The 18,853-nt window shown below is 47.6% G+C and carries 17 protein-coding genes; 10 read left to right on the forward strand and 7 right to left on the reverse strand.

The window, feature by feature from the left end; all coding sequences use genetic code 11:
* Nucleotides 1-29 precede the first annotated feature (29 nt).
* Nucleotides 30-566 carry an RNA 2'-phosphotransferase gene (locus AAIH57_RS16825; protein WP_430022456.1) on the forward strand — a complete coding sequence of 179 codons (537 nt, stop codon included), beginning with the start codon at nt 30-32 and terminating at the stop codon, nt 564-566.
* A gap of 228 nt (nt 567-794) precedes the next feature.
* On the opposite strand, the gene AAIH57_RS16830 is transcribed toward AAIH57_RS16825, so the two are convergent.
* Both AAIH57_RS16830 and AAIH57_RS16835 read right to left on the reverse strand, forming a co-directional pair.
* A complete protein-coding gene (locus AAIH57_RS16830; RefSeq protein WP_430022457.1) occupies nt 795-1,652 on the reverse strand; it encodes an SDR family oxidoreductase in 858 nt (285 codons plus the stop codon).
* Nucleotides 1,653-1,766: 114 nt separating this feature from the next.
* Complete coding sequence (locus AAIH57_RS16835; RefSeq protein WP_430022458.1) at nt 1,767-2,192, reverse strand: Rrf2 family transcriptional regulator; 426 nt, start codon at nt 2,190-2,192, stop codon at nt 1,767-1,769.
* Between the two features lie 400 nt (nt 2,193-2,592).
* Between AAIH57_RS16835 and AAIH57_RS16840 the strand changes: the two genes are divergently transcribed.
* From AAIH57_RS16840 to AAIH57_RS16855, 4 genes are read left to right on the forward strand one after another with little or no spacing between them, the layout of a single operon-like run.
* Entirely contained in the window at nt 2,593-4,926 is a 2,334-nt protein-coding gene (locus AAIH57_RS16840; RefSeq protein ID WP_430022459.1) for an ABC transporter permease, read from the forward strand.
* 12 nt (nt 4,927-4,938) lie between these two features.
* A complete protein-coding gene (locus AAIH57_RS16845) occupies nt 4,939-5,706 on the forward strand; it encodes an ABC transporter ATP-binding protein (RefSeq protein WP_430022460.1) in 768 nt (255 codons plus the stop codon).
* Nucleotides 5,707-5,766: 60 nt separating this feature from the next.
* On the forward strand, nt 5,767-6,402 hold the full coding sequence (locus AAIH57_RS16850) for a TetR/AcrR family transcriptional regulator (RefSeq protein WP_430022461.1): 636 nt from the start codon (nt 5,767-5,769) through the stop codon (nt 6,400-6,402).
* Nucleotides 6,403-6,423: 21 nt separating this feature from the next.
* Nucleotides 6,424-7,749 carry an MFS transporter gene (locus AAIH57_RS16855; RefSeq protein ID WP_430022462.1) on the forward strand — a complete coding sequence of 442 codons (1,326 nt, stop codon included), beginning with the start codon at nt 6,424-6,426 and terminating at the stop codon, nt 7,747-7,749.
* Nucleotides 7,750-7,986: 237 nt separating this feature from the next.
* Here AAIH57_RS16855 and AAIH57_RS16860 read toward each other — a convergent pair whose 3' ends face one another.
* From AAIH57_RS16860 to nirB, 4 genes are all read right to left on the reverse strand, one after another.
* A complete protein-coding gene (locus AAIH57_RS16860; RefSeq protein ID WP_175397434.1) occupies nt 7,987-8,616 on the reverse strand; it encodes a YfbR-like 5'-deoxynucleotidase in 630 nt (209 codons plus the stop codon).
* A 272-nt stretch (nt 8,617-8,888) separates the two neighbouring features.
* The gene (locus tag AAIH57_RS16865) at nt 8,889-9,671 is read right to left on the reverse strand and encodes a formate/nitrite transporter family protein (protein WP_175397435.1); all 783 of its coding nucleotides are present in this window, start codon (nt 9,669-9,671) and stop codon (nt 8,889-8,891) included.
* Between the two features lie 52 nt (nt 9,672-9,723).
* Complete coding sequence (gene nirD / locus AAIH57_RS16870; protein WP_175397436.1) at nt 9,724-10,050, reverse strand: nitrite reductase small subunit NirD; 327 nt, start codon at nt 10,048-10,050, stop codon at nt 9,724-9,726.
* A 76-nt stretch (nt 10,051-10,126) separates the two neighbouring features.
* A complete protein-coding gene (gene nirB, locus AAIH57_RS16875; protein ID WP_430022463.1) occupies nt 10,127-12,556 on the reverse strand; it encodes a nitrite reductase large subunit NirB in 2,430 nt (809 codons plus the stop codon).
* A 310-nt stretch (nt 12,557-12,866) separates the two neighbouring features.
* Here nirB and AAIH57_RS16880 point away from each other — a divergent pair, with 310 nt between their 5' ends.
* Nucleotides 12,867-13,574, forward strand: coding sequence for a metal-dependent hydrolase (locus AAIH57_RS16880; RefSeq protein WP_175397438.1), 708 nt, complete (start codon nt 12,867-12,869; stop codon nt 13,572-13,574).
* A 545-nt stretch (nt 13,575-14,119) separates the two neighbouring features.
* On the opposite strand, the gene AAIH57_RS16885 is transcribed toward AAIH57_RS16880, so the two are convergent.
* Nucleotides 14,120-15,193: a M42 family metallopeptidase gene (locus AAIH57_RS16885; RefSeq protein ID WP_175397439.1), complete on the reverse strand. Its 1,074-nt coding sequence runs from the start codon at nt 15,191-15,193 to the stop codon at nt 14,120-14,122.
* 669 nt (nt 15,194-15,862) lie between these two features.
* On the opposite strand from AAIH57_RS16885, the gene spoVAC reads away from it, so the two are divergent.
* The 4 genes from spoVAC (at nt 15,863) to AAIH57_RS16905 (ending at nt 18,852) form a co-directional block, all read left to right on the forward strand.
* Nucleotides 15,863-16,321, forward strand: coding sequence for a stage V sporulation protein AC (gene spoVAC, locus AAIH57_RS16890; RefSeq protein ID WP_376768974.1), 459 nt, complete (start codon nt 15,863-15,865; stop codon nt 16,319-16,321).
* Nucleotides 16,318-17,334, forward strand: a complete 1,017-nt coding sequence (gene spoVAD / locus AAIH57_RS16895) for a stage V sporulation protein AD (RefSeq protein ID WP_175397441.1) — start codon at nt 16,318-16,320, stop codon at nt 17,332-17,334. Before spoVAC ends, spoVAD begins: the two co-directional genes overlap by 4 nt.
* 3 nt (nt 17,335-17,337) lie before the next feature.
* Nucleotides 17,338-17,688 (forward strand): stage V sporulation protein AE, encoded by a 351-nt coding sequence (gene spoVAE, locus AAIH57_RS16900; protein ID WP_175397442.1) that lies wholly within the window; start codon nt 17,338-17,340, stop codon nt 17,686-17,688.
* A 207-nt stretch (nt 17,689-17,895) separates the two neighbouring features.
* Nucleotides 17,896-18,852, forward strand: a complete 957-nt coding sequence (locus AAIH57_RS16905; protein WP_175397443.1) for an AAA family ATPase — start codon at nt 17,896-17,898, stop codon at nt 18,850-18,852.
* The last annotated feature ends 1 nt before the right edge of the window (nt 18,853 follow it).

Consider the following 18,853-nt stretch of genomic DNA (forward strand, 5'->3'; position numbering starts at 1 on the left):
CGCGTTAGTGGATTGGGGAGATGATCGCAATGGATCTGATGAAATTAAGCAAAGAGCTCTCGTACGCTCTGCGACATGCCCCATGGGAGTACGAACTGGAGCTGGACGAAGAGGGCTGGGTAGAGATTCCGCAATTGCTCGTGGCGTTACATGAAAGTCCGCAGTGGAAGGAAGTTACGGAAGCCGATCTGGAGCAAATGATTCAGGCCTCGGATAAGAAGAGACACGAGATCCGTTCTGGTCGCATCCGGGCATTATATGGTCACTCAACTCCGCAAAAGATATCCAAAATACCTGCCGATCCACCGGAAATACTCTATCATGGCACGCCAGCACGTGCAGTGGCTTCGATTATGGAGCAGGGGTTGCTGCCGCGGCAGCGACAATATGTACATCTGTCCGCAGATATGGATACCGCCACTCAGGTGGGACGTAGACGTGATGATCAGCCTGTGATCCTGAAAATTAATGCCTCACAGGCAGCCAAAGACGGTATCCTCTTTTACCATGGGAACGAGAATATCTGGCTCGCCGATCACATTCCTGCTAGCTATATCCAGCATTGATCAATGTAACGGTCATGGAGACGGTACATACATTGAATTGCAGTCGTAATCGGACTGGTTTGGTGCATGGTGAGCCGATCAACTTCTATATCGTTGTATAGATCGTCGCTGCACCAAAAGGGACACATCCAACATTCGTTGATGTGTCCCTTTTTGATTTCCATAGTTTCCTCTTCTAAATTTATACACGGAGAGAACTCAGATCTGAACAGCTCCCGTACTCAAAACTTATTTGCCCAAAATCGCTTTAACACCCTCACTCAATGGTTGAGCTGGACGGCCGAGCAATTGTTCCAATGTATCACTTTCTACAGCGAGTGCGCCTTCACGAATAGCACTTTGCATATCGACCAGCATGGAGACAACAAAGTCAGGCAGACCTGCACCCTTCATGATGTCGGCGTAAGCAGCATCGTCCACGTTTTGCACGTTAATTTCCTGTCCGAGCACTTCCCCAACGATGGCCGCAAGTTCAGCTTGGGTACGAAGTTTACCAGACAATTCGTATACCGAATTCTCATGTCCCTCACCTGTAAGCACTGCAGCAGCAGCATGCGCATAATCACTGCGAGTAGCCCAGCCTACTTGACTTGCGTTGGTTGCATGCACCCATGGAGCACCTTGGGCAGCTGCTTGTACGCTGCCTGCTTCATTCTCCAGGTACCAGTTGTTGCGCAGGAAGGAATAAGGAATACCAGACTCGCGAATCGCCTTTTCTGTGGCGCGGTGTACTTCAGCCAAGGAAAGGGTGTTCTTATCTGCATTCACCACGCTGGTGTAAGCAATGAAGCCGACTCCTGCACTTTTGGCAGCATCCACGGCAGCTTGATGTTGGCGAATACGTGTTTCATTGTCGCCATCTGTGGAGATGAGCAGCAGACGATCCACGCCGGCAAAAGCTTTGGCAAGGGTATCCGGTTGATCAAAATCACCTTGACGGATGTCGACACCTTGAGCACGCAGTGCTTCTGCTTTCTCAGTGTTGCGTACACTTACTGCCAGATCCGCGGCAGATACTTTTTTTAATAAAGCTTCTACGACCAGTGAACCCAAGTGTCCTGTTGCGCCAGTAACCAAAATTTTCATGAGATGTTCCTCCAATGGTTTAAGTATTTTTGAAAAAAAGAACGGATGTATCCAGTTGGTTATAACAGGTGTGATTACAACCAAAGGGTTAAAAAAAGCTCACAAGAGCTTCTTTTATTCAGGGACATGAACCTGATCCATCATCTGCTGTATCGTTACGCGATTCAAGCGCTGTTCCATGGCTGTCTGAGCCTCAATAAGTTCGGCGCGCAAGGTACGTTCGATCGTGCTGCCCACCGGACAATTCGGGTTCGGATGTTTATGGAAATTAAATAACTCCCCATCCTGGGCCACTTCAAGTGCCCGATATACATCCAGCAGGGTAATGTCTGCCGGGTCCTTTAATAAGGAAGCGCCGCCGACGCCAGGTCTGACCTCGATCAAACGAGCCTGTTTCAGCTTGGACATGATCCTCCGGATGATGACGGGGTTCGTATTCACGCTAGAAGCAATAAAATCCCCAGTGCACTCATTGGGAGCAACAGCGATCAAGGACAGTGCATGAACCGCCATGGAAAAGCGACTGCTGATTTGTTTCATGGATAATCACCACCATTGTAACTATAATAGTTACAAATTAAGCTGTTGTCAAATCCCGTTTCTTTTCCTTCTGAAGGATAATATACAGAATGCTATAAATACTTTATAGCTGAACTTTTCAAATGATCATAAGGCAATTAAATAGAAAAATATGTTTTAATTGACAAATAAAAAGTAAGTTGTATAATCTGGCTAGATAAACCGTTGTGAGCAGCATTGCTATGGTTGGGAATAACCTTTAAGAAGGGAGCTGGGTCTGCTGTTTATCATATGAATATATATTTGATTTCCAAGTCTGTGGTATTAGTTCGTCTAACATCTTGGATTCAACTTTTTTTTTAGATCAGTTGTGACTCCAGGTGAGTAGGGCAACTGAAAATGAGAGGAGCCATGTTGGTTTATGCTGCTGCGAATGCTGAAAAATGATATCACGAGAAAGAAAGGGATCACGGCTGCATTATTTATTTTTGTACTGCTAGCTGCCTTGCTGGTGTCCTCGGGTTCCCGGATGATTATGGAACTAACGAGTTCCATTCAATATTTATTCTCTGAATCCAAGACACCACATTTTGTACAAATGCATGCCGGAGAACTGGATAAGGACAAAGTGAACTCATGGGCTGAGTCAAATCCCATGGCCCAGCAGCATCAGATAGTAGAGATGGTCAATATTGACGGCGCTCATCTGTTTTTCGGGGCAGAATCCGAGAAACGTAGTGTAATGGACATCGATTTTGTAACTCAGAATCAGGATTTCGACTACTTGCTGAATTTGAATAGTGAAATGGTACAGGTGAACGATGGTGAGATTGCTGTTCCTGTGTATTACATGCAGCAGAACAAGTTAAGCGTGGGAGACCAGGTACGAATTGATAATGGACAATTTAAACGTTCCTATACCATTGTTGATTTTGTCCGGGATGCCCAGATGAACCCATCCGTCGTTCACTCCAAACGTTTTATTGTGAGTTCAGGTAACCTGGAGGAATTGAAGCAGAGTATCGGGGAGATGGAATATCTCATTGAGTTTCGCTTGACGGATCCCGTACAGATCGGAGAATTCACCCAAGCCTACCAGAATGCAGGACTTCCCAATGCCGGTCCGGTCGTGACGTATGGACTGTTCCAGTTACTGAATGCCATGACTGACGGAGTCATAGCCGCGGTTATCATTTTGGTCAGTCTAGTGCTGATTCTGATTGCGATGCTCTGTATCCGGTTCACGATGCTGGCTACCATCGAAGAGGATTATCGTGAGATCAGTGTCATGAAAGCAATTGGTATTGCGGAGAAAGACATTAAGAAGCTGTATCTCATGAAGTATGTATTTATGGCCGGGTTGGCTTCCCTGCTCGGTTACGTTGCATCTCTGGGTGTGAACAGACTTTTCGTGTCGAATATCTTGTTGTACATGGGAAAGGCACCTGCAACCTTACTGCATTTTGCTGTACCATTACTCGCTGCCGGATTGATATTTGCCATGGTGGTTCTGTTCTGCCGGACGGTGCTGCGGCGGTTTCGTTCCATCTCTGCGGTGGAGGCACTGCGAACTGGTAGTTTGGGAGATACACAAATCATTCGCAATCGCCTCAGTCTGTCCCGTAATCGTTGGTCTTCCGTACCCGTCTTTCTTGGACTGAAGGAAGTCGTACAGCGAATCAAGATGTTCCGTTTGTTATTATTCGTCTTTGTTATCAGCTCGTTTATCATGATAGTACCGATCAATTTTCTCAACACCTTGCAGGCACCAAGCTTTATTTCCTATATGGGTGTAGGACAAAGCGATATACGCATCGACTTGCGGCACACTGACGATGTAGAACAGCGTTATAACAGCCTGATCACTCAGATCAAAAATGATGAAGCCATCCAAACGTATTCTCCACTCGTAACAAGCCAGTTCAAGGTTCGGAATGCGGAAGGTAGTTATGACAACCTGAGTGTGGAAACCGGGGATTTCAGCATTTTCCCATTGTCTTATGTCAGCGGTAATGCGCCGGCAACCGAAAACGAAATTGCACTATCGGATGCGAACAGCAGCGAGCTCGGGCTGAAGACAGGAGAACAGCTTACCTTGCTGGTAAATGGCAGGGACCAGGTGATGACGGTCAGTGGCATCTATCAGGACGTTACTAACGGAGGGAAAACGGCGAAAGCTCTGTTGCCATATAACAAGGATAGCGTTCTCTGGTATGTAGTCAGCCTTGATCTGAAAGATCGCAGTCAAATGGCTGCCAAAATTGCTGAATATGAGATGTCCTTCTCGCCAGCCAAAGTAACAGATCTGCAAGGATACCTGGATCAGACGCTTGGAGGAACCATTAAGCAATTGAAATTGGTTACGATGTTGGCTTTAGCCATCGGAGTATTTATTTCCATACTCATTACCTCATTGTTCCTTCAGATGCTCGTAGCGAAGGACAATAACGATATAGCTGTTTTAAGAAGTCTCGGTTTTGCCTTGTCCAAGATCAAACTGAAGTATGTCGTGATGTCACTTGTCATATTGATTGTCGGGGTTGCTGCCGGAACGATACTGTCCAACACACTCGGGCCGCTGCTCGTCAGCAGCATTATGTCAACATTTGGTGCTTCCAATATTTCTTTCGTTGTTGACCCAGTACAGGCGTATATTCTGTGTCCCTTATTGCTTGCAGGAGCCATCGTACTGACGGCGTGGATCAGCATCCAGTCCATCAAGGAAACTAGCATATCCAAAATGATCGCGGAATAGGGAGGATTAACGATGACAACCATACTTGAAGCTAGAGACGTGAATAAATCCGTAGCCATCGGCGAGAATGAAGAACATAGCATTCTAAAAGATATCAATCTCCAACTCCAAAAAGGAGAGTTCGTATCCATTATGGGTCCGTCCGGTTCAGGCAAGTCTACGTTGTTGTACAACATCAGCGGCATGGATCAGATCAGTGCGGGCAGTGTCTATTTCAATGGTAAAAAAATATCGGCATTTCAGGAGAGCGACCTGGCGAGTCTGCGCTTGACCAAGATGGGCTTCATTTTTCAGAACATTCATCTGCTCAAGAATCTAAATCTGCTCGACAACATTGTACTTTCCGCCTACCTCGCCAAGAACAGCAGCAGAGATTCAATTAATACTCGTGCACTGTCACTCATGAAAAAGATGGGAATTGACGGGCTGACTCAGCATAACATCACGCAAGCCTCGGGAGGACAGCTCCAGCGGATCGCCATTTGCCGCGCGCTTATCAATAATCCGGATATTCTGTTTGGAGATGAGCCCACAGGGGCGCTGAATTCCAAATCGACACACGAGATCATGGATATTCTCGGGGATATCAATGCTGCAGGTACTACCATTCTACTTGTTACGCATGATGTCAAAGTGGCTGCCAGATCGGAACGGATTCTGTTTATGATGGATGGTAAATTGGTTGCAGACAAAAATATCGGCAAGTATGTAAGAGAACGTCAGGATCTGAAGAACCGGGAAAGTCATCTCTCGCAATGGTTAACTGAAATGGGGTTCTAAGTTGGGAACTTCACGACTAAAATAGACCGACAGTCGGTCTAGTGAATCGGAGGACAGAATATGAGATTAATTAAAAATCCGGAAGAACGACAAAATGAAATACTGAATGCAGCCGAGATTCTGTTCGTAACAAAAGGTTATACCAAAGCGACGGTCATGGATATCCTACAGGCTTGCAACATTGCTAAGGGTACGTTTTATTATTATTTTCAGTCCAAGGAGGAAGTGATGAATGCCATCGTCATGCGTTACATTCTGAACGGGGAGTCCGCAGCAAGACGGATAGTGTCTGATCCAGAATTGAATGCCCATGATAAGATTTTTCGCATTATTACTGCGCAAAATCAGCCCGACGATAGAAAGCATGGACTGATTGAGCAATTGCACCATGTACAGAATGTGGAAATGCACCAAAAGAGCCTGGTGGAGACGGTCATTAGGTTAAGTCCGATCTTGGCTGAAGTAGTCGAGCAAGGTATTCAGGAAGGTGTCTTTAACACACCTAGCCCTAAGGAGTCGATCGAGTTTTTGCTGGTATCATCACAGTTTTTACTGGATCAGGGTATTTTTCAATGGGAGGAAGAAGAGCTTCGGAAGAAGGTTGAAACGTTCTCTCATATCATGGAACGTGTCCTGGGGGCAAAACAAGGAAGTTTCGCCTACTTTACCCGTCTGTATTTTCCACATCAAGCTTGAGATGAGAAAGGGGCGGCATTAATGGAACAGACTGTTCAAACATCATTCGGAAAGTTTCTGATCGTATGGTTCGGTCAGCTGATTTCCTTGATCGGGATTGGCCTTACGGCTTTCTCGCTGGGGGTATATGCCTTCGAGAAGACTAATACGGCAACAAGTGCTGCTCTGATTACCCTGTTTACATTTTTGCCTAGCATCCTGCTCAGGCCTATTGGAGGTATACTGGCTGACCGATTTGACCGCCGGACGATGATGATCATCGGTGATTTGGGTTCTGCAGCCGGTCTGATTTTTATCCTGGGGATCATGCTCACGGATGATATTCAGTTATGGCATATCTATGTGGGAGTGGCCTTTAGTTCCGTGTTTTCCGCGCTGCAAAGCCCCGCATACAAGGCCTCTGCCACCGACTTGCTGGATAAGGATCAATTCTCCAAAGGGAGCGGACTCGTGCAACTGGCTGAATCCTCCAAATTTTTGTTTTCACCGATTATTGCGGGAATCCTGCTAAGCATCACAACGATCGAAGTGATCCTAATCATTAATATCGCTACTTTCTTGATTGCCATTCTGGCCGTGCTGGTCATTCGGAAGAGCATGAAGGTAGAGCGGGAGAATAAAGAAGACACAAACTGGCTGACCGATATTCAGGAGGGGTGGAAGGAAGTTGTAACGAACAAGGGAGTGCTGCTGCTGGTCCTTATTATTTCCTTGGTGACCTTTTATCTGGGATTCCTGGAGACGTTGATTGGTCCAATGCTCTTGTCCTTTACGGATGCAAAGACACTTGGGATATTTCAGTCCGTTAGCGCCATTGGCATGCTGATTAGCAGTTTGTGCATTGGTATATTTACGATGACGAAGAAATACGCAACTGTGCTTGTTATGGGGTTAATCATGTGCGGATTGTCCTTTTCGCTTCTCGGGGTTTCGACCAACAAATATTTTATTATCTTCGCAGGCATTCTGTTTCTGTCATCACTGCCGTTTGTCAATATGAGCGCGGATGTGTTGGTACGTAATAATATCCCCAACGAGAAGCAGGGAAGAGTATGGGGGATTATTGGTATCCTGTCACAGCTCGGGTTCATCATCGCGTATAGTTTAGCCGGATTTCTGGCAGATCACGTGTTTAACCCGCTGATGCTGGAGGGTGGACCGCTGGCGTCTTCTGTTGGTCATATCATTGGAACTGGACCGGGAAGAGGGATTGGCTTTCTGTTCATCATTGCCGGTCTGTTTGTTATTCTGATCGCTATAATCACATCCCGGTTGAATATGATCAGATCACTAGAGCAACGTATCGACATTACTCAGCCGGATTCTACCGGGTTGGTACACGATTAATTCGAAACTAATTATTTGGCTGCAACTTCATTTAAATGGGGCGAAGCGCATGCTGTAACGCAAGGGGATATCAATATCAAGGCTATAGGTCAAGCCGTCGGATACAGCAATTTCCATTAATTCGCCCGTGTTTTAAATAGTAAAACAGGTTTATATCCAGCGAGTATCGGTAGCACCCACAGTAACGAAAAAAGCCATGTCCCCCGGATCAGGTGAACCAAGATGGTTCAGAATGGATTACTGGGACAAAGCTTCTTCAGTTATTTTGCGGATATCGAACGGGGAGCGAATGCCTTCCTCAATAATGTCGGGCAGAATGTTGTTCAGGAAATAGCGCACACAGTGGAGGTCAATATTTTTGATTTTGACCAGTGCATAGCGGTACATGACGATGAATTCTTTCTCTGTATTGCCACGCTGCAGTTCCGCGAAGGCTTCATATACCTGGTCCATTTTATCTGCGACCTCAAGGATTAGTCCTTCTACAGTGTCGTCTTTGCCTTCTCGCAGCTGCCTGCGGAAAATGTCCTTGAATTCTTCAGGGATATTTTCGTTGATAAAATGTTCTACCATGGCCTCTTCAACATGCAGCAGCATGGAACGCAGCTCCAATGAGTAATGTTTGACTGGCGTCTTGATGTCACCAATGAAGATTTCGCCATAATCATGGCTGCTGGTGATTTCGTATAGCTTTTTCCAGTCGATGCTTACTCCGTGCTGTTCTTCAATATCTGCCAGTGTCTTGGCATACTGGACCACTTTCCAGGAATGAGCAGACACACAGTGTTCTTCGAACTTGAACTTGCCCGGCGTCCGAATAATGCGTTCAAGATCGTTCAGCGACCTGAAGTACGTATGAATTCCCATCTAAGCAATCATCCTTTGTTGGTTTGGGTATGAACTGACTATACTTTAGTTATGTTAACCATGGATTAACGATGTATGCGGAAAAGGTAAAAATAAAGCTGTATAAGGGGCAGGACATTCGTATTCGAGTGGGCGAAATAGAAGGGTGATACTCTTCGAACAATCCAAAAACCATCATGTCTACTGAACTTATATTCAGCATAATCCATGATGGCCTTTGGTTTATTAATATTTTTGGTTATTCAAGATTTATGGGAAATCACGATATGATGTCAAGCTTTCTTCCTTACTGGTGAAATAAACCAATATGCCATGCCAACAAACAAGGCACCACCGATGATATTACCCAGTGTGACTGGAATCATATTGTGCAGCCAACCTGCCAGTGTGATCGTATCGGGGTGATTGGGCAGCAGCCAGGATAGCGATAAGAGCGTCATATTGGCGACACTGTGTTCATATCCGCTGGCGATAAACGCATATAGACACCACCAGATCAGGACCAGTTTGGCAATATCCTCTTTGGAACGGGCCGCCATCCAAATGGCCAGACAGACAAGCCAGTTACAGAGTATGCCGCGGAAAAACAGTTCGGTAACGGGTGCAGCCATCTTTTTGGCCGATACGGCAAACAGGATATGCTCCGGTCCAGCTGTTTTGAACAGACCACTGCCCACAATCAGCAGACAGAGCAGGATGGCGCCGATCAGGTTGCCGAGGAACACCAGCCCCCAGTTTTTGAGCGTATCACGGACAGTAGTCCGGCCCGCCAGTGTGCTCATGGTGAAAAACATGTTGTTGCCTGTGAACAATTCCGATCCTGCAAAAATGACGAGGGTAAGGGCCAGTCCAAAGGACATGCCCATCAGCATCATTTGCAATGGCGACTTGGCTGCAAGCAGCGGTGCGCCGATACTAAAGATCAGAATAATTCCCAGGCCCACGTAGGCGCCTGCCATTAAGGCTGCCACCATGTAACGCGGCAAGCTGGCATTCATCTGATCCCGTTTTTTTACGGCAGCTTCAATAATTCCTTCCACACCTGGTGTAAACATCACGGTCTCCTCCATTATTGTGCATCAATCTAGGTTTTACTTATGGAGCTGGCTACACAGCGATCCAGACCTGCCCGTTTTCGATCTTCACCGGAAACATTTCAACCTGCCCCTTATCGGGCGCCTGTACCTGACCTGTACATAAGTCAATTTTCCAGTCGTACAGCGGATCGTATAGATAGTGGCCGGATACAATTCCTTCGGCGAGCGGCCCGCCCTTAGGGTGGGGGGTATGGTTGTCGGCAGCGAATACGGTACCATCCGATGCGCGAAAGACAGCCAACTGCCGGCCTTCAATTTCTACCACCCGCCCAATCCGGGGAAGAAATTCATCAATTTCTCCCGCCGGAAAATAGGTGCCTGATTGTTTGGTTGTCATATGGACTGCTCCTTTTCTATGGCAGGTTCATCCTGCAGATTTCAATGATATTTGTCCTGTGAAGAAGTTTGCTTCCTTATGGACGAGCCGACACTTCAATACCCTGGAACAGTTTGGTTTGGCCTTCTTCATTTCGAAGTGCTTTTTTCCATGGGTCCTCTACATGGCCCAGGGCAAATTCAATGCGGTCCATCAATGCTTTGCGTTCCTCCAGATTATCAACCACTACTGAACGAATCTGCTCAAGACCGATACGTTCTACCCATTCCGAGGTGCGCTCCAGATAGTTTCCAGTCTCGCGGTAGTATTGGATAATTGCACCGCATAATTCGATGAGTTCTTCATCTGTTTTCACTTTGCATAAAGAGTCTGCAAGTCTCGCCTTAATCCCGCCGTTGCCGCCAACAAACAACTCCCAGCCTCCATCATTACCGACGATACCGATATCTTTCGTACATGATTCAGCACAGTTCCGCGGGCAGCCATTGACCGCCATTTTGAATTTGGCAGGCAGATCGAGACGTTCGAACTTGCGCTCAAGCAGGGCTCCCATTGCCATGGAGTCCTGGGTCCCGAAGCGGCAGAATTGGGAACCGACGCATGTTTTGACTGTTCGCAGCGATTTGGCGTATGCGTAACCTGAAGGCATATCCAGTTCGGCCCATACCTGCGGCAGATCCTCTTTTTTGACCCCGATCAGATCGAGGCGTTGACCGCCGGTAACCTTGACCGCTTTAACATCGTATTTGACCGAAATGTCTGCAATGCGCTTCAGTTCTTCCGGCGTGGTCACTCCGCCATACATGCGCGGTACCACCGTATAGGTGCCGTCTTTCTGGATATTGGCGTTCATGCGTTCATTGACAAAACGGGACTCTTTCTCGTCTTCATGCGTATCCGGTGCAATCATGCCGAGGTAGTAGTTAATCGCCGGGCGACATTTGGAACAGCCCTCTGGCTGGATCCAGCCCAGGACATTCATGACTTCCTTGGTTGTCTGCAATCCTTTTTGTTTGATTTCGGCCACAATTTCATCCCGGCTGAGCGAGGTGCATCCACAGATGCCCTGTTTGGCACCGCTTGTGAAGTTGTCTCCCAGTACGTATTGCAAAATTTGCTCTACCACCGGTTTACAGCCGCCGCATGAACGGGTTGCGCCTGTGCAGGCTTTGATCTCATCAACGCTGCTCAGTCCCTGATTCGTAATGGCATCGACAATGGCTCCTTTGGTTACACCATTGCATCCACACACAATTTCGTCCTCGGCCATCGTTTCAACAGAAGCGGCTTTTTTGTGGCCACCACAGCCCGTACCCATCAGCGAAGCATACAGGTCATTTGTCATTTCGGTTTTTTGTTTGATCAGCTTCTGCAATTCGGCAGAGTCGGTGACGTCACCAAAGAGCACAGCACCGACCATGACATTGTCTCGCAGCAGAATTTTTTTGTAAGTCCGTTTCCAGTCATCCTTATGGCTAATCACTGTATGATCCGGACTATCAAGAAACTCGCCTGTAGAGAAGACGTCCACACCTGAAATTTTTAATTTGGTAGATACGACAGAGCCTTCATACGGAGCAGTCTCTACACCGCAGATATGCTTGGCGAGAATCATGCCTTGTTCGAACAACGGAGCGACAAGGCCGTAACATACTCCACGGTGTTCGGTACATTCCCCGACGGAATATACGCCCTCCAGCGAGGTCTGCATGTAGTCATCGACGACGATGCCCCGGTTAACCTCCATGCCGCTTTCACGGGCTACAATCGTGTTGGGCTTAATGCCTACGGCCATAACCACAAAGTCTGCATCCAGTACGGTATCATCGGCAAAGCGGAGACCTTCTACACGTTCCCCGCCGATCAGTTCAGCCGTCTGCGCACCCATTTTGAAACGAATGCCCTGACGCTCCAGTTCTGCTTTTAACATGGCTGAAGCTTGAGGATCGAGTTGGCGTTCCATCAAGTCCTGCATGAGATGTACGACAGTGACGTCCATGCCGAGCTGCACCAGTCCTTTGGCTGCTTCTAGTCCGAGAAGTCCTCCGCCGATAACTGCCGCTTTTTTATATTGCTTGGCTGCTTCGAGCATCATATTGCAGTCGGCAATATCCCGGAATCCCACAACGCCTTCTTTGTCATGACCGGGAACCGGAAGAATGAAGGAGCTGGAACCCGTGGCAATAATGATTTTGTCGTATGGCACCCGTGTACCTTCGTTCGTGACAACTTCCCGGTTGTCTGCATCAATATGGGACACGGTTGTCCCGGTATGAAGCGTAATGCCATTGTCTTCATACCAGTGCAGATCATTAAGCACGATATCATCAATGGTTTTGCTGCCCTCCAGAACATAGGACAACATGATCCGGTTATAATTGGGATAGGGCTCAGTGCCGAAGACCGTAATGTCAAAGCCTGAAGTCAATTTCAAAATTTGTTCAACTGTACTGATGCCGGCCATACCGTTGCCGATCACGACAAGTTTTTCTCTTTTTCCGTTCATGTGTGTAAGCCTCCTTGGTTAGACACTGGACAATACCAACAATTGTAGTGGTTTATATTTGAATCATACCGTGGATTGCTGACACTTAATGTGATTTATTTCACTAAGAACGATATAAGTGTCACAAATAAAAAAGTGTGAGCCCCGTCACGGAAACCGTTTTTTATTTAAAGTATGGACTAGAGGAGACGTTAGGGTGGGGATTGAAATAAAATAAGAAATACGAACTATTGTTCTCTTTTTGTTTTCGTTGTAACATCGTGAGTGGGGTATGACGTTCCCTATTTCTTCGAAAGGAAGTTTTCGCATCATGATGGGAAGATCCCACCTGATTATTGGAACAGGCGTTTCGCTATCTGTGCTGCAATTAATGGGTATGCAAGTGACTGCTCCGGCAGTTACGGTTGCGCTGATTGGTTCGCTGCTGCCGGACATTGATGAACCGAATTCCTTATTGGTATCCAAGGCATTGCCGAATAGTTTGATCAGGCTGCTGCAAACCATTTTGCTGCCCACCGCTGTATTTGTGTACTTTTATGTACAGGCCAAGCCTTGGAATCTGCTGCTCGCCATTTTGGTTGGGCTGGTCTCTTTCCTGCCGTCCCGTTCACTTCGCAAAGTGTTGATGTTTGTTATTGGACTGGGGCTTGTATTCTATGGTCATGCATTCGCCCCATGGAACCTGATCGCGGGAAGTCTGCTCATGTTGTGTACAACGCTAACCCATCGAGGGCTAACCCATACTGTGTATGGAACGGCAGTGTGGGGAGGACTTCTATACAGTACAACGCATCAGCAGGGTCCGGAGATCTGGGTAGCTGGAGGAATAGCTTATGCCATGCATCTGCTTGCAGACTCGTTGACGAATCGCGGAATTCGTCCGTTTCCGCCACTCAAGTGGCGGATACGAGCAAATTTGATGAGTACGGGCACCAAGCACGGGGCTGTTGTAGAAAATGTGTGTATCGTACTGACCTTAATTTTGGCCTGGATAGCATTTTCACCGCTATTTCTGTAACGGAGCATGTGCTGCATATCAAAAACGCCAGTCCAGATTGAATGGACTGGCGTTTTAAATATATCCCTCTAAACCTAAAACTTAAATTTTTAATGATGCTTGCTGCATGTTGCATGTCCGGAACAATGGTTCAGCGACTGAACTGCAAGCCGAGATACTTAGGACGATGATGATGGAGAGTCGGTGAGTCCTTCAATATCCGAGGAGCCAAATACAAATAAAACAACAAGGATGACTACAATTAATAGCTCGGCAAATCCAGTTCCGTCAAAGTCAGACATCATTCAAACCTCATTTCATTCCGTTTAGGAATTCATTCTTTTTTGAAAAGCCCGCATAACATCATCGAGAGTCACATCGCCGATTTCGTCAAGAAATTGGACGAGTTTGTCTGCATTCGACGGCGTAATATTTCTAAGTGTTTTATATTGTCCAACCAATACAACGACACAAAAAGAGACACTCTAACCAAAGTCAGAATGTCTCATAGAGTAGAAGGAGGGTTCAGAGTAGAAACTATTCAACCTTGAACCTCGTTCCAACGTTTACGCGTTCTCAATAATGGTGTTCATTGTCGTGCGATCCAGACCCTTCACCAGTTTGACAAGCAGCGCTTTGGCAGCATCGTAGTCATCCGTGTGAATGATGGAAGAAGAGGTGTGAATGTAACGTGCACAAATGCCAATGACCGTTGATGGTACACCGATTCCGCTCAGGTGCACTTGTCCCGCATCGGTACCCCCAGGTGAGATGAAGTATTGCATCTTGATCTGGTTCGAAGAAGCCGTGTCCTGAACGTATTCCACCATCCCGCGATGGGTGAACATGCCAGGGTCAAAAATACGGAGCAAAGCGCCTTGTCCGATATGTCCAAAGGACTGTTTGTCACCTGTCATGTCATTGGCTGCGCTGCAATCCAGTGCGAAGAAGATGTCAGGTTCAATCAGATTGGCAGCGGTGCGTGCACCTCGAAGCCCCAATTCCTCTTGAACGGTCGCACCGCAATATAAGGTGTTGGGAAGCTTTTCCTTGTGGAGCGCTTCAACCAATTCAAGAGCAAGTCCAACCCCGTAACGGTTATCCCAGGCTTTTGCCATGATTTTCTTCGGATTAGCCATTGGCGTGAATTCGCAGATCGGCACAATTTGCATGCCTGGATGAATGCCCCATGATTCCGCTTCAGCACGGTTATCTGCACCAATATCCAGGTACATGTGATTGAGGTCAACCGGTTTGTTTCGTTGCGATTCATCCAGTAAGTGAGTAGGCGTAGAACCTACAACCCCCGTAATGCGGCGATCAGGAGTAATGATCTGCAGGCGCTGTGACAGAACGGCCTGGCTCCACCATCCGCCGAGCGGACGGAATTTAATCATTCCTGTTTCCGTGATGCCTGTTGTCATGAAACCGACTTCGTCAAAGTGTCCGGCAACCATCACTTTGGGACCCGATTCTTCACCGCGCAGTACACCAAATAGACTCCCCAGACGATCCTGAACAAATTCCTCTGTATAATTGGACAGCTGTTCCTTCATCCAGCCGCGAAGCTCGCGCTCGAATCCGGAAGCGGAAGGAAACTCTGTTAAGGTGCGAAACATCTCCATTGTTTTTTCATTCATGTGTCGACAACTCCTCTGCTCGTATGTATGACAGTCTCGACAGAACGGCTGCGGACTGTTGTCCCCTAAAATGCAGGACGAATTATTAACCACTGGTCACATTACAGTATGAACCTTGCGCACGTAATTGTCCATGTCTGTGTCACGTATCTAAGGCATTCCTGGGACAATAAAATGGGGACAGGCGAATAGATGGGCGATAATCCCACGCCTTTAGCAGTGATATTGAATACTCATACATTGAGGCTCTTTGTAATTCCCATCTATCGTGAACTTCTCATTCATTTGCCTGACGACAGGAAGGAGTTGGAACACCAGATGAAGCCACCTCATGAAGGCAATGAAGATATCCTTTTTATCGTCCTCTTTATTTTACTCGTGATCGTGCTTCTTTATTTATAAGAAAATGATGAACCTGGATATATCATGATTGAAAGCCCTCTGATCCGGCGTACTTGATTCTGCTGCAAAAATGCTGCTCTCCCCAACTGGAAACAAATGCTGCAATTCGCCGGATACATAACCTTCCCATCATTAACAAACAATGAACATAGGATTTAACTCGCTCCGGGCAGTATTAAGCTGCTCGACTGATTTTGATTTCAAAGGAGGTTCTGTATCTTGCCAGCTCAAACCAAAGGATCCGGTAATGGAAAAAAAGCATCATCCCTGTCCATTAATGAACAGGATTACAAGAAGGTTGCCAAAAAACATGAGCCAGCCCGTCCGATCCTGGCAAACTGCATTAAAGCTTTCTTTGTTGGAGGATTCATTTGCATCATTGGACAGGCTATCCAGGAGGCATTCAAAGCGGGGTTTGATATGACTTCCAAGGAAGCGGCCAGTCCTACAGTTGCGGTTATGATCCTGATCTCGGTCATTCTTACATGTCTTGGGGTCTACGATAAAATCGCTCAATGGGCTGGAGCTGGTACGGCAGTTCCGGTTACCGGGTTTGCCAACTCCATGTGCTCGGCAGCATTGGAGCACCGAGCGGAGGGACTTGTCCTGGGTGTCGGAGCCAACATGTTTAAACTTGCCGGTTCAGTTATTGTTTTTGGTGTCGTTGCTGCCTTTATTATAGGTATCATTTACGCCTTCCTGGGAGTCGGAGGTGGGCATCTATGAAGCTGATCGGACGTCAAACCTGGCAATTTGAAAACCAGCCACGAATTATCGGCAGAGCAGCAGTTGTGGGACCTGAGGAGGGAGAGGGACCGCTGTCAGCCGATTTCGACTACGTATACGACAATCTGGAGATTGGCGAGAAAACGTGGGAGAAAGGGGAGCGCAAGCTGCTTGAACAGGCTACGCAGCTGGCACTCGTTAATGCGAACATTACAAAGGAAGAGCTCCAGTTTTTTATCGGTGGTGACCTCCTGAACCAGATCATCAGCAGTTCATTTTCGGCTCGAAAACTGGGAGCACCCTACCTTGGTGTTTTTGGAGCCTGCTCCACATCCATGGAGAGCCTGGCATTAGCCTCCTTAATCGTTGACTCGGGTGCGGGTAATTATGTCCTCGCGGGTACGGTCAGCCATAACTGTACCGTGGAGAAGCAATTCCGCTATCCAACAGAGTATGGTTCCCAGAAGCCTCCATATGCCCAATACACGGTAACAGGGTCAGGATGCAGCGTGGTTTCCCGTACAGGGGACGGTCCTGTGGTTACCCGGGCAACGATTGGCCGAGTGATGGATCTCGGAATCAAGGACCCGTTCAATATGGGGGCAGCCATGGCTCCTGCCGCGGCAGATACCATTGTGTCTCATTTCCGGGATACCGGACTTGAACCAGGGTATTACGATCTCATCGTAACCGGAGATTTGGCCTCTGTTGGACTCCCGATTACGAAGGAACTGCTGCAAAAGGAAGGTATACCCATGGAACAAACGACGTTTAATGATTGCGGGCTCATGATTTACGACCGGGAGAAGCAGCCATACGTTGTAGCGGGCGGCAGCGGATGCGGTTGCTCTGCCACCGTAACTTACGGACATATTTTGAACCGGATGCAGAAAGGTGATCTGAAACGGGTCTTGATTGTTGCCACGGGCGCGCTGCTGTCACCGATATCCTACCAGCAGGGCGAGAGCATCCCATGTATTGCGCATGCGGTAGCCATTGAAAAGGAGGGATAAACGATGCAATTTTTGTGGGCTTTTATTGTAGGCGGCTTGATTTGTGTGGTGGGACAGTTGCTGATGGATGGCGTCAAGCTGACCCCGGCTCATACCATGAGTACACTGGTTGTGGCTGGTGCGGTTGCGGACGCATTGGGTTGGTATGATCCACTTGTCAAATTTGCGGGAGCAGGGGCTTCCATTCCCATTACCAGTTTCGGCAATTCACTGGTGCACGGGGCGTTGACCGAGCTTGAAAAAGACGGATGGATCGGGGTGATTACCGGTATCTTCGACTTGACCGCAGCGGGGATATCATCTGCGATTATCTTCTCCTTTCTCGCGGCACTGGTGGTTCGGCCGAAAGGCTGACAAAGCTTGGCAGAATCTTAAAGCTATATCGACTTAAATGGAGAGGCTCCGGATATTTAATATCCGGGGCTTTTTGTCGCACTCATGCGAGAATGGCGGCCAATCTGACGGCTGGAAACAAATTGTGATTCTCTGCGAGTGTACTCGGGCCCGTTGTTCATGTACAATAAAAGGAAATCTGTATGCTTTTTTAGGAGGTTAGACCACATGCCTGTGCGCAAAGAGTCGATCCAAATCATTTCAGCAGTTCGTTCTAATCTGGAATCTTGCATAATGGGGAAATCCTTTGAAATTCAACTTTTGCTAACAGCTTTGCTTGCAGGCGGACACGTTCTGATCGAAGACGTACCGGGAACAGGCAAAACGCAGTTGATCAAAGCATTATCGAAATCCATGCGCGGAGAATACCGCCGCATTCAATGTAATCCCGATATTCTGCCAAGTGATATCACCGGTGTATCCGTATTCCATCCGCGTGATGAACGCTTTTATTTCCGTCCGGGTCCAGTCATGACCAACATACTTCTAGCGGATGAGATCAACAGGGCAACAACGAAAACCCAGTCAGCCCTGCTGGAGGTAATGGAGGAGCGCAGTGTGACGGTAGATGGCGATACTTATGATCTGCCGCACCCGTTTATGCTCTGTGCTACCCAGAATCCAATCGATTTTGAAGGAACCTACACATTGCCGGAAGCACAACTTGACCGGTTTATGCTGAAAATAAGTCTGGGTTATCCGGATAAGGATATTGAGAAAACGCTGCTGAAGCAGCATCAATCGGGTCAGCCTGTGGACCGGCTTGAGTCCGTAACCCACATGGATCAAATTTCTGCGATTCAGCAGGAGATCAAGGAAGTGTTTATCGGCGATCCGGTGATGGACTATCTGCTTGATGTCGTTCGCATGACGCGTTCGCACCCGTCCGTGCTGCTGGGGGCAAGCCCGCGTGCAGCCATCTCATTCATGATGGCGGTGAAGGCGTTTGCCTTCTTGCAGGAACGTGATTATGTGCTCCCGGATGACGTGAAGACAATGGCGCCGTATGTCATCTCCCATCGGATTGTGCTGCGTCCTGAAGCGAGACTGGACAGCATGAGCTCTGAAGCCGTACTGAATTCTGTACTTCAGCAAGTTCGTGTACCCGTCTCCATGGGGCAATAAT

It is taken from the genome of Paenibacillus sp. MABNR03, assembly GCF_050455445.1.
GTDB lineage: Bacteria > Bacillota > Bacilli > Paenibacillales > Paenibacillaceae > Paenibacillus > Paenibacillus xylanilyticus.

Bases quoted from the DNA above. Each gene is read 5' to 3' on its own strand.
- AAIH57_RS16825 (WP_430022456.1), top strand. From the start codon at position 30: ATGGATCTGATGAAATTAAGCAAAGAGCTCTCGTACGCTCTGCGACAT.
- AAIH57_RS16830 (WP_430022457.1), bottom strand. From the start codon at position 1,652: ATGAAAATTTTGGTTACTGGCGCAACAGGACACTTGGGTTCACTGGTC.
- AAIH57_RS16835 (WP_430022458.1), bottom strand. From the start codon at position 2,192: ATGAAACAAATCAGCAGTCGCTTTTCCATGGCGGTTCATGCACTGTCC.
- AAIH57_RS16840 (WP_430022459.1), top strand. From the start codon at position 2,593: ATGCTGCTGCGAATGCTGAAAAATGATATCACGAGAAAGAAAGGGATC.
- AAIH57_RS16845 (WP_430022460.1), top strand. From the start codon at position 4,939: ATGACAACCATACTTGAAGCTAGAGACGTGAATAAATCCGTAGCCATC.
- AAIH57_RS16850 (WP_430022461.1), top strand. From the start codon at position 5,767: ATGAGATTAATTAAAAATCCGGAAGAACGACAAAATGAAATACTGAAT.
- AAIH57_RS16855 (WP_430022462.1), top strand. From the start codon at position 6,424: ATGGAACAGACTGTTCAAACATCATTCGGAAAGTTTCTGATCGTATGG.
- AAIH57_RS16860 (WP_175397434.1), bottom strand. From the start codon at position 8,616: ATGGGAATTCATACGTACTTCAGGTCGCTGAACGATCTTGAACGCATT.
- AAIH57_RS16865 (WP_175397435.1), bottom strand. From the start codon at position 9,671: ATGTTTACACCAGGTGTGGAAGGAATTATTGAAGCTGCCGTAAAAAAA.
- nirD (WP_175397436.1), bottom strand. From the start codon at position 10,050: ATGACAACCAAACAATCAGGCACCTATTTTCCGGCGGGAGAAATTGAT.
- nirB (WP_430022463.1), bottom strand. From the start codon at position 12,556: ATGAACGGAAAAAGAGAAAAACTTGTCGTGATCGGCAACGGTATGGCC.
- AAIH57_RS16880 (WP_175397438.1), top strand. From the start codon at position 12,867: ATGATGGGAAGATCCCACCTGATTATTGGAACAGGCGTTTCGCTATCT.
- AAIH57_RS16885 (WP_175397439.1), bottom strand. From the start codon at position 15,193: ATGAATGAAAAAACAATGGAGATGTTTCGCACCTTAACAGAGTTTCCT.
- spoVAD (WP_175397441.1), top strand. From the start codon at position 16,318: ATGAAGCTGATCGGACGTCAAACCTGGCAATTTGAAAACCAGCCACGA.
- spoVAE (WP_175397442.1), top strand. From the start codon at position 17,338: ATGCAATTTTTGTGGGCTTTTATTGTAGGCGGCTTGATTTGTGTGGTG.
- AAIH57_RS16905 (WP_175397443.1), top strand. From the start codon at position 17,896: ATGCCTGTGCGCAAAGAGTCGATCCAAATCATTTCAGCAGTTCGTTCT.